This window comes from Candidatus Palibaumannia cicadellinicola (assembly GCF_002855795.1).
In the GTDB taxonomy this organism is placed as follows: domain Bacteria; phylum Pseudomonadota; class Gammaproteobacteria; order Enterobacterales; family Enterobacteriaceae; genus Baumannia; species Baumannia cicadellinicola_C.
The window spans coordinates 1-10,031 of sequence record NZ_NJPO01000046.1; the positions used below are offsets into that span (position 1 = coordinate 1).

Sequence of the window (10,031 nt, forward strand, 5' to 3'; positions counted from 1 at the left end):
CTTAGTTCCGCGCTCATTTCCGTTCTATTCTAACAGCACGTAGATGCTATGCTTTTCAACACTTATTAAAAACGAAAATTTGGCAGACTAAGTCTTATTCTTCCATCTGCTAAAGGAGAGAAATTAATATATTTATGTTCTGGATAAACGGACAACTTAAGCAAGAATTACCGCTTATCGACCGCGCCTGTCAGTTTGGTGATGGTTTTTTTACGACGGCTCGTCTATTAGACGGCAAGATATCGTTTTTAACATTACATATCGAGCGTATGATATTAGCCGCTGAACGTTTGTTGTTCGAGAAGCTAGATATCGAAATACTACGTCAGGAAATGCTCACAGCTGCGGCGACCGGCGGCTCAGGATTTATTAAAGTTATCATCAGCCGAGGGAGTGGCAACCGCGGCTATAGTTTTAGTAGCTGTGGCGCTCCTGTACGTATTATAGAACACGGTTACGCACCAAGCCACTATACTACCTGGCGAAAAAATGGCATACGTCTGACCCTCAATCCGGTCCGCCTAGCGCGGAATGCTTTGCTGGCAGGTATCAAGCATCTTAATAGGCTTGAGCAGGTATTGATACAAGCTCATTTAGAACGTGATGGTGCCGATGAAGCGCTAGTACTAGATACGGACGGAAATCTGGTAGAGTGCTGCAGCGCTAATTTATTCTGGCGTTGTGGGAGGAAAGTTTTTACCCCTGTGCTGAGCTACGCGGGAGTCGCCGGTATCATGCGCCGGCGAGTATTGGCCTTATTACCGAAGCTTGGCTATTTATGTAAAGAAGTTACAACTGGCCCCGATGCGTTGAAGCAAGCTGATGAAGTGATTATTACCAATGCTTTGCTATCGATAGCCCCGGTGAACTCTATAGGTTCGTGCTGTTACTATGATCGTACTTTGTTTCACTTACTCAGCCCACAGTGCTAATGCTACTTGTCGCCAGCATCAATTTATTCCCATCCCAGCAGGGATTAGACTAAACATCATAGTTAATCCGGAGAGGCCATGACATGAAGAGTAAATTTATTGTGGTCGAGGGCCTAGAGGGTACCGGCAAGACCTGCGCCATTCAGCAGGTAATCACTACCTTACATAGCTATGGTATTCACGACGTAGTCTCTACTCGTGAGCCAGGTGGCACTCCATTGGCAGAACAACTGCGTACTATGATCAAGCAAGGCGTAGGAGAAGATCTTATTACCAACTGTACTGAGCTTTTGTTGTTATATGCCGCGCGTGTACAATTAGTAGAAAGTGTCATTAAACCCGCACTAACGCGCGGCGCCTGGGTGGTTAACGATCGACACGATCTTTCCACCCAAGCTTACCAAGGGGGAGGCCGCGGTATCGATAAACAGTTATTGCAAACTCTACGAAATGTGGTATTAGGTAATTTTTATCCTGATTTGACATTATACCTAGATTTACCTCCGGCTATTAGCCTAGAGCGAGCACGCGCGCGGGGCAGACCATTAGATAGAATTGAAGCAGAATCACTGTCTTTTTTCTACCGTACCCGCGCGCGTTACCAGGAACTAGTAGCTAGCGATCCTAGTATCGTAACTATTGATGCTGGACAGCCGCAGGAACAGTTTCTCGCTGTGATTCGCGATCAGATAGAGCAATGGCTCATCACCCAGGAAATACCGCAATGATATTATATCCCTGGTTAGAATCTGATTACCTCAATATTTTGACACGTTACCAGCAGGGAAAGGGACATCATGCACTATTACTGTACAGCCCAAAGGGTAACGGCAAGGCATCATTATTTCAAGCATTGAGCCGTTGGTTAATATGCTTACAACCAAATACAATCAGAAATTGTGGCCAGTGCCACAGTTGCCAGTTGATGAATGCCGGCAATCACCCTGATTATTATCAGCTTGAGCTAGAAAAAGGACAGCAGAGCATTGGGGTAGAGACCATTCGTGTGTTTATTGAAAGCTTATATAGTCACGCTCGTCAGGGGGGAGCTAAAGTCATATCGCTGTCACATATCGAGCTATTGACTAAGCAGGGAGTAAATGCGCTGCTCAAAATTATTGAAGAACCACCAAACAATACTTATTTTCTGCTTGGTTGCCGAGATAAGTCATGCCTGTTACCTACTTTGCTGAGTCGCTGTCTTTGCTGGCAGTTATCGTATCCGGATGAAGCACTAGGTTTGAGTTGGTTACAGCAGCAGAAAAATACTTATCCCAGTTTAGCTGCTAGCACCGCGCTGCGTTTATGTGGAGGTGCTCCTTTAGCGGCGCTAGCATTGCTACAGCCCGCGTGCTGGAAGCAACGGATAGCCTTGTGCATGGCTATGAGCGAAGCACTACATTGTAGTGATTGGTTAACTTTACTGCCTTTACTCAATGGACATAATCATAAAGATAATAATAATGGGCCGATGCATTGGTTGCTTACAATATTAATTGATGCACTCAAATGGCAGCAAGGTGCGCAGGATTTTGTAGTGAACGTAGATCAAACCCATTTGGTTACCGCAGTAGCAGCGCGCTGGGATTCAATGACCTTGCATCATCAAGTCCAACAATGGTTGAATTGCCGGCGTAAGACAACAGAGGTTAGCGGCATTAATCGCCAATTGTTGCTGGCGTACCAATTATTAAATTGGGAGTTAGATATGAGTGATCTGTACACAAACATTTCGACTCTATAAGAAAAATAAGAACAAAAGGGGAAGTTATGTTTTTAATTGATTCCCATTGTCATATCGATAAACTAGATTACCATAGGTTACACCGGGATGTAACAGATGTCATGGAGAAAGCTAAGACACGTGATGTGCGACTCATTCTAGCTGTGTGTACCACGCTACTTAACTTTGAAAACATAACAGCCTTTATTGGCTGCCGTGATGATATTTTGTTTTCTTGTGGCATTCATCCGTTGAATATTGATGAACAACTATATGACTTATTAGAACTACGCAGTATAGCAGCAAGAGAAAACGTAGTAGCGCTCGGTGAAACCGGATTAGATTATTCTAATCCGCAGGAAAATAAAGCATTACAGCAAGAGATATTTCGTGAGCATATCCGTATTGGAAACGAGTATAACAAACCTCTGATTGTGCATACCAGGAACGCACGCGACGATACCATTGCGATTTTGCGGGAAGGAAAAGCCGATAAGTGCAGTGGAGTATTGCACTGTTTTACAGATGACCGTGATACTGCTAAAGTATTGCTAGATATAGGTTTTTATATCTCTTTCTCTGGTATTGTTACTTTTCGCAATGCTCACGTACTGCATGAAACTGCACGATTCGTCCCCCTTGACCGTCTACTGATTGAAACAGACTCTCCCTATTTAGCGCCAGTACCTTACCGAGGTAAGGAGAATCAACCCGCTTATGTGCGGGATATAGCCGAATATATAGCTAGACTCAAAGATATTAAGTTAGAGAAATTAGCAACTGCGACTACCGCAAATTTCTGTCGATTATTCCATTTCAATAAGCCACTTTGCCGGTTATGATAAATAATAATTTACCTTTCCGGTACAATATAATGTACAAACAAACTATTTTTAGCAGAATTATTAGCCGAAAAATGCTAGCAGATATTTTATATCAGGATCATCTTGTAACTGCCTTTCGTGACATAAAACCTCAAGCTCCTATTCACATTATTATCGTTACTAATAAGTTAATTCCAACAGTTAACGACGTTAACGCTAGAGATGAAATAGCGTTAGGTAGACTATTTTTGATGGCGGCAAAAATAGCTAAACAGGAGAGTATTAGTGATGATGGGTACCGCTTAATTATTAATTGTAACCATCATGGCGGACAAGAAATATATCATCTCCACATGCATTTGCTAGGTGGTAGACCACTAGGTCCATTAATCACCTAATGACTATTTAATTTGTTTTATCATCGAACACCCCAAAACATCATAATGATCAAAAATATTTTTTTTATCTTACTTACTACGACACCGCTACTAACCAGCAGTATAGCCATAGTCAAAGCTCAGCAAGTAGTTACTGAACTACTGCCTGAGCTTTCAACTAGTGAGCCAGTACTAATGCCACCAAAGTTTAAGTCTATTAACTGGGAAGCAAGCCTTTATCCGCTAGTAAATAATATGATGTTAGCTAATGATATCCACGAAGACAGTGTACTGCTAGTTAATACTATGACAAATAGTACCAACGGTAACCTACAATCTCGTCAAGCTACCGCTACGCTCAGTAGCTTAATTCCTAACGACAGCCATTTTCGTGTAGTCAGAGCGGATGTACTTAACAGTGCACGCATGAAATTAGGACTTTCGGAAGATGACCGCCTGGAATCACGCAGTAAAGCAATAGGATTAGCTCGATATCTTAACGCGCAATATGTACTGTACAGTATCGCTAGTGGAGATATTAAACAACCCGACTTAGATATGCAGTTAATGCTGGTACAGACTGGAGAGATTGTCTGGTCTGGTAAGGGCGTTGCCCAAGAATGAATAAAACACCGGGATGAAAAAAAGGACAGATCTGTTATTAGTTATCTTAATTGAAGATGTTAGCAGAACTAATCTTGGTTTGTTAAGTAAATAGTTTACAGTATTTTAACTATTCTCAGACACATTTGATCAATAGTCAAACACTAATGTAATGTATCAACCTGTAGCATTATATATTGGTTTACGCTATATGCGTGGTGGGGTATCAGACCGCTTCGGTAGTTTTGTCTCCTGGCTTTCCACTATTGGTATTACACTCGGTGTAATGGCTTTAGTGATGGTCTTATCGGTCATGAATGGTTTCGAGCGAGAATTCGAAAGCAATATTCTGGGCTTTATCCCTCAGGCGTTACTAACAACCAGCGATGGGTTTTTAGCTCCGACAGGAATTTCAGTTCTGAGACGAAATAAACTTCAAGGTACGACACACGTGGCACCATTGACGATCGGGGATGTAGTCTTACAAAGCACCAAAGGCTTAGCTATGGGCGTCATGCTTGGTGTTAATCCTTATGATCCTGAACCTCTAGCTAACTATCTAATTGATACACACATAAACCAGTTAGCACCCAGTCAGTACCAGGTCATTCTGGGTGAAAAGTTAGCAAGTAAGCTTGGCGTGAAAGTCAGCGATCAACTACGCTTAATCGTACCATCTGTCAGTCAATTGACGCCGATTGGTCGTATTCCTAGCCAGCGTTTATTTACTGTAGCTGGTACTTATGCGACTAACAGTGAGGTAGACTACTATCAACTGCTGGTTAATCAGCAGGATGCTTCGCGTCTTATGCGTTATCCGTCTGGTTATGTCACTGGCTGGCGCCTATGGTTGCAGCAGCCTCTGAGTGTAGAACGTCTCAGTCAGCAGCATTTACCAGATGGTTTCGTGTGGAAAGATTGGCGTGAGCGTAAAAGCGAACTTTTCCAAGCGGTGCGCATGGAGAAAAATATTATGGTATTACTACTGAGCCTTATCGTCGCGGTGGCTGGATTTAATATTGTCACATCACTATGTCTACTAGTGATGGAAAAAAAGAATGATATCGCTATTTTAAAAACACAGGGACTGAACCACCGTCAAGTAATGCTAGTTTTTATGGCTCAGGGAATTAGTATTGGAATTATTGGAGCATTATTTGGCGCTGTTATTGGCTTACTATTAGTAATAGAGTTGAACAAGTTAGTGTTCTTTGATAGCGCAGTGCTACCGGTTAATATCGAGCCGTTGCAGATTACTATAATTACTGTTTTGGCAATAGTAGTGGCATGGTTATCTACTCTTTACCCTTCCTGGTATGCAGCTACCATTCATTCAGTTGAGGTGTTACGTTATGAATGATGTGCCATTGTTACAATGTTCTGAGCTAAGCAAGCGTTATCAAGAAGGTAAGCTATATATTGATGTGTTACAGAACGTTAATTGTTCTATACAACAAGGGGAAATGATAGCCATTATTGGCCGCTCTGGTTCTGGTAAAAGCACGCTTTTGCATCTGCTAGGAGGGCTAGATGCACCGACCTCTGGCGAGGTTATTTTTGAAGGTCAGCTGCTAAACAAACTTTCCTCCACCGCTGGCGCGGTACTGCGCAATAAGAGATTGGGGTTTATCTATCAATTTCACCACTTGTTATCAGATTTTACTACTCTGGAGAATGTAGCGATGCCAAGAATGATAGGAGGAGCTAAATCAACGGTAGCACAGACGGCAGCGCGTGAAATGCTGGCCATGGTGGGATTAGAAAAACGCAGCTATCATAGACCTTCTGAGTTATCGGGTGGTGAACGCCAGCGGGTAGCTATTGCCCGTGCCTTAGTAAATTGCCCATCGCTTGTTCTCGCTGACGAGCCTACGGGCAATCTCGATCAAAACAACGCTGATAGTATTTTCGAGTTACTCAGATCGATCAACAGGCAAAATGGTACTACTTTTATTGTAGTAACGCATGATTTACTCTTAGCTAAAAGACTACCCCGCCAACTTGAGATGCGGGAAGGGGTGCTACTTGCTTGCAGATAGCATATGACTGCGCTCTACTCAATGAAAATCCCATTATCATTGCAGATTGCGCTGCGTTTTAACTCCCGACGGCAACGGAGCGGTATGGTATCTCTCATTTCTATCATCTCTACGGTTGGTATATCCTTAGGTGTAATGGCGCTAATCATTGTTCTCAGTGCCATAAATGGTTTTGAGCGTGAATTAAATCAACGTATACTAGCAGTGGTAGCACACGGAGAAATTGAACCAGTAAATCCTCCTTTCTTCGACTGGCAGAAATTAATTAAACGCATAGAACAAGTGCCAGGTATCGTAGCAGCTACACCTTATCTTAATTTTACCAGCCTAGTAGAACACGACGATAAACAACATGTGATTCAAGTCAAAGGCGTAGACCCAGTACAAGAAATGCGACTAAGCGCGCTACCAAGCTTAGTGCCCAATCTAGCTTGGCAGAATTTCTGTGCCAACAAGCAGCAGATTATTATCGGAAAAGGCGTAGCAGATACTTTGAACATAAAACAAGGTGACTGGCTGACGATGATCATCTCAAACGGAGATCTGCATATGAAACAGTTGCAATCTAAGCGTCTTCGCTTACAAGTAATGGAAATTTTTACCTTAAATAGCCAAATAGATAAATACTTTGCTATGGTGCCATTACAAGATGCACAGCACTATTTTAATAAAGAAAAGGATATCAATGGTATAGCTATCAAAGTAAAAAATATTTTTCATGCTAACCAGTTAGTACGAGACGCTGGGCAGCTCACTAAGCACGATGTTTTTATCCGTAGCTGGATTGATACTTACGGTTACATGCACCGAGATATTCAAATGATACGTTTTATCATGTATCTAGCGATGGTGTTAGTTATAGGCGTAGCTTGCTTCAATATAGTCACTACTTTAGTCATAGCAGTGAAGAATAAACGCGCTGACATTGCTATTTTACGCACCTTAGGTGCTCCAAACGGTTTTGTTTACGCTATTTTTATCTGGTATGGTTTATTAATTAGTCTTTTAGGCTGCGTGCTAGGCGCGGTGACCGGCGTAGTAGTAGCGGTAAATTTAACCAAACTAGCAAAAAAGCTAGAGCAATTACTAGGCCATTCGCTATTATCTAACGATATTTACTTGATAAATTTTCTGCCTACTGAGCTACACTTACAGGATGTTATTAGTGTGCTAGGCACTGCTATGTTGCTTAGTTTGCTGGCTAGAAGGTATCCAGCACAGCAAGCTAGGCGTATTAACCCAGTAATTATTCTTAGTAAAAAATAATCAACCTGTGATATTAATCCACTTAGATACTTAGACGAGTAGCTAGTAGTAAGTATCTTGACTATTTAATACTTTTCGAAGTACTTGTGGGACTTGGCACTGCAGCACGGTATGTTAACTCGTCAACTAAAGTAGCGGCACAACCGGTATAACTCGCAGGATTCATTGCCTTGAGTCTACTCTTTACCTCATTAGGTAAAGATAAACTATCGATAAAAGATCGTATTTCTGTAGCGTCTACGTGTTTACCATAGGTAAGAGCATGAAGCTTCTCGTAAGGTTTATCGATACCGTAACGACGCATCACAGTCTGAATCGGCTCTGCTAGTACTTCCCAGTTTAAGTTCAGCTCATCTAATAAATAGTTCTCATTAACCTCGAGCTTACTGATTCCTTTTAAGGTGGCATGATAAGCAATGAACCCATAGCTTAGGCTAACGCCTAGATTACGTAAAACGGTAGAATTAGTTAAATCACGTTGCCAACGCGATATTGGTAACTTAGCAGCTAAATAGTTCATAGTTGCATTAGCAAGACCTAAATTACCTTCCGAGTTCTCAAAATCGATGGGGTTAACTTTATGGGGCATTGTGGAGGAACCTATCTCTCCTACTATAGTTTTTTGTTTGAAATAGTGAAGAGCAATATAGCCCCAGATGTCGCGGTTGAAGTCTATCAGGATAGTATTGAAGCGAGCCACGCAATTTAAAAATTCCGCAATATAGTCATAAGGTTCAATCTGGGTCGTATAAGGATTCCACTTGATGCCCAGATCTGTCACAAACTCCTCACTAAATCGTTGCCAGTTTACCTCAGGATAAGCAACCATATGGGCATTATAGTTACCTACTGAGCCATTAATTTTACCTAGTATTTCGACTGTTTCCAGCTGATTATACTGTCGCACCATACGGTAGGCAACGTTCGCCATCTCTTTACCCAGGGTGGATGGGGTCGCAGGTTGGCCATGAGTGCGGGATAGTAGCGGGATATCTCTATAATTAGCAGCAAGCTTCTTTACTGCGTTAATGAGATCAAGCCAAACAGGTAGCAGAACTTCTTTACGTACGGTTGCCAGCATTAGTGCGTAAGACAGATTATTGATATCTTCTGAAGTACAGGCAAAATGAAAAAATTCCCTGGATTCCTGCAAAGCAGGTAAAGCTACCGCTTTCTCTTTCAGAAAATATTCAACAGCTTTCACGTCATGGTTAGTCGTACGTTCAATAGTTTTGATACGCGAAGCGTCTTCTACGCTAAAATTACTGATAATTGCATCAAGATAACGCTGTGTGTTGTTGTCAAATGGTGAAATTTCTTTGATCTCAGTGCAAGAGGCTAGTTTTTGTAGCCAGCATACTTCCACCTGCACACGAAACTTCAGTAAACCAAATTCACTAAAGATAGAGCGCAACGCGCTAACTTTTTCATGGTAGCGACCGTCAATAGGAGAAATAGCTGTTAGAGAAGATAATTCCATATGTTACGATTCCTAAAAGTTTACATTAACATTGTAAAAGAAGCTGTTTAGCTTGCGCGAATAGGCGACGGCGGTTAAACATTAGCTGTAGTCGGCCCCCCCCTACTTGTTGCCACAACACAGCGGAACGGATACCAGTTAGTAGCGCAGCCCGGACTTGATCCTGAATTTTACTATTTTGTAAAACTGCTGGCGCCCCAGTTACTTGAATACGTAATCCTAATGGACTTATTACATCCACATAAATGTCTGCTATAGCACTAACGATCGTTTCTGATAAAAGATCAAAATGAAGTAGTTGTGGTTTAAGCGCGCCGATATACCGGCTTAGCTTATTCTGGGCGCTGCGATTACGATTTAATTTTCGTTCCAACACCATTAAACCAAGAATATAACGGGCTAACTCAGCCCCGCACTCTTCCTCTGCGGAAAGATTTAGTATTTTTTGTAACGTTTCTAATCCTATCTTCAAGTTACTGAATGCATCGCTATAAACTGCTAGTACTGATGTAGGCTTCAGATCAAGCAGGCTATGTAATAAAATCCGAAAAGGATGTTCGTCGCACTTACTCTGGTGCCCCAGTTGCTGTACAAGCCGCGCACTTTGGCATACGCCAGCTAATGCTAGCGTTATGTCGACATAGTTTTTAGTCAAAATTACTCCTGTACTACATCTATTTAATCATCCTCTATTTAATCATCCTCAACAGAACTGCGGTTTTCTTGTTTCGATAATGCCTCCACCTAGGCAACGTTCTGCCAAATAAAATACTGCTGACTGGCCTGC

Annotated in this window: 12 protein-coding genes; 9 read left to right on the forward strand and 3 right to left on the reverse strand. The window is 42.0% G+C overall.

What is annotated here, in order from left to right; genetic code table 11:
- The first annotated feature begins 134 nt into the window (after positions 1 to 134).
- From pabC to lolE, 9 genes are all read left to right on the forward strand, one after another.
- Entirely contained in the window at positions 135 to 932 is a 798-nt protein-coding gene (gene pabC / locus CEX73_RS00815) for an aminodeoxychorismate lyase (RefSeq protein ID WP_101626726.1), read from the forward strand.
- A gap of 83 nt (positions 933 to 1,015) precedes the next feature.
- Positions 1,016 to 1,660 carry a dTMP kinase gene (tmk, locus tag CEX73_RS00820; protein WP_101626727.1) on the forward strand — a complete coding sequence of 215 codons (645 nt, stop codon included), beginning with the start codon at positions 1,016 to 1,018 and terminating at the stop codon, positions 1,658 to 1,660.
- A complete protein-coding gene (gene holB, locus CEX73_RS00825; protein WP_101626728.1) occupies positions 1,657 to 2,676 on the forward strand; it encodes a DNA polymerase III subunit delta' in 1,020 nt (339 codons plus the stop codon). Before tmk ends, holB begins: the two co-directional genes overlap by 4 nt.
- Before the next feature lie 26 nt (positions 2,677 to 2,702).
- Positions 2,703 to 3,497, forward strand: a complete 795-nt coding sequence (locus CEX73_RS00830) for a YchF/TatD family DNA exonuclease (RefSeq protein WP_101626729.1) — start codon at positions 2,703 to 2,705, stop codon at positions 3,495 to 3,497.
- 32 nt (positions 3,498 to 3,529) lie between these two features.
- Positions 3,530 to 3,877: an HIT domain-containing protein gene (locus tag CEX73_RS00835; RefSeq protein WP_101626730.1), complete on the forward strand. Its 348-nt coding sequence runs from the start codon at positions 3,530 to 3,532 to the stop codon at positions 3,875 to 3,877.
- Between the two features lie 45 nt (positions 3,878 to 3,922).
- Positions 3,923 to 4,480, forward strand: coding sequence for a penicillin-binding protein activator LpoB (locus CEX73_RS00840; RefSeq protein ID WP_101626731.1), 558 nt, complete (start codon positions 3,923 to 3,925; stop codon positions 4,478 to 4,480).
- 151 nt (positions 4,481 to 4,631) lie between these two features.
- Entirely contained in the window at positions 4,632 to 5,819 is a 1,188-nt protein-coding gene (lolC, locus tag CEX73_RS00845) for a lipoprotein-releasing ABC transporter permease subunit LolC (protein WP_101626732.1), read from the forward strand.
- Positions 5,812 to 6,498 (forward strand): lipoprotein-releasing ABC transporter ATP-binding protein LolD, encoded by a 687-nt coding sequence (lolD, locus tag CEX73_RS00850; protein WP_101626733.1) that lies wholly within the window; start codon positions 5,812 to 5,814, stop codon positions 6,496 to 6,498. The genes lolC and lolD overlap by 8 nt, the downstream gene beginning before the upstream one ends.
- 21 nt (positions 6,499 to 6,519) lie before the next feature.
- Positions 6,520 to 7,764: a lipoprotein-releasing ABC transporter permease subunit LolE gene (gene lolE / locus CEX73_RS00855; RefSeq protein WP_101626736.1), complete on the forward strand. Its 1,245-nt coding sequence runs from the start codon at positions 6,520 to 6,522 to the stop codon at positions 7,762 to 7,764.
- A gap of 61 nt (positions 7,765 to 7,825) precedes the next feature.
- Here lolE and purB read toward each other — a convergent pair whose 3' ends face one another.
- The 3 genes from purB to CEX73_RS03490 all read right to left on the reverse strand — a co-directional run.
- Positions 7,826 to 9,244, reverse strand: a complete 1,419-nt coding sequence (purB, locus tag CEX73_RS00860) for an adenylosuccinate lyase (protein WP_101626734.1) — start codon at positions 9,242 to 9,244, stop codon at positions 7,826 to 7,828.
- A 25-nt stretch (positions 9,245 to 9,269) separates the two neighbouring features.
- Entirely contained in the window at positions 9,270 to 9,899 is a 630-nt protein-coding gene (gene hflD, locus CEX73_RS00865; RefSeq protein ID WP_101626735.1) for a high frequency lysogenization protein HflD, read from the reverse strand.
- Positions 9,900 to 9,947: 48 nt separating this feature from the next.
- Positions 9,948 to 10,031, reverse strand: an 84-nt coding sequence (locus CEX73_RS03490; RefSeq protein WP_311195405.1) for an aminomethyltransferase beta-barrel domain-containing protein, incomplete at its 5' end; no start/stop codon positions are given.

Bases quoted from the DNA above. Each gene is read 5' to 3' on its own strand.
- CEX73_RS00840 (WP_101626731.1), top strand. From the start codon at position 3,923: ATGATCAAAAATATTTTTTTTATCTTACTTACTACGACACCGCTACTA.
- lolE (WP_101626736.1), top strand. From the start codon at position 6,520: ATGAAAATCCCATTATCATTGCAGATTGCGCTGCGTTTTAACTCCCGA.
- tmk (WP_101626727.1), top strand. From the start codon at position 1,016: ATGAAGAGTAAATTTATTGTGGTCGAGGGCCTAGAGGGTACCGGCAAG.
- CEX73_RS00830 (WP_101626729.1), top strand. From the start codon at position 2,703: ATGTTTTTAATTGATTCCCATTGTCATATCGATAAACTAGATTACCAT.
- CEX73_RS00835 (WP_101626730.1), top strand. From the start codon at position 3,530: ATGTACAAACAAACTATTTTTAGCAGAATTATTAGCCGAAAAATGCTA.
- holB (WP_101626728.1), top strand. From the start codon at position 1,657: ATGATATTATATCCCTGGTTAGAATCTGATTACCTCAATATTTTGACA.
- purB (WP_101626734.1), bottom strand. From the start codon at position 9,244: ATGGAATTATCTTCTCTAACAGCTATTTCTCCTATTGACGGTCGCTAC.
- pabC (WP_101626726.1), top strand. From the start codon at position 135: ATGTTCTGGATAAACGGACAACTTAAGCAAGAATTACCGCTTATCGAC.
- lolC (WP_101626732.1), top strand. From the start codon at position 4,632: ATGTATCAACCTGTAGCATTATATATTGGTTTACGCTATATGCGTGGT.
- lolD (WP_101626733.1), top strand. From the start codon at position 5,812: ATGAATGATGTGCCATTGTTACAATGTTCTGAGCTAAGCAAGCGTTAT.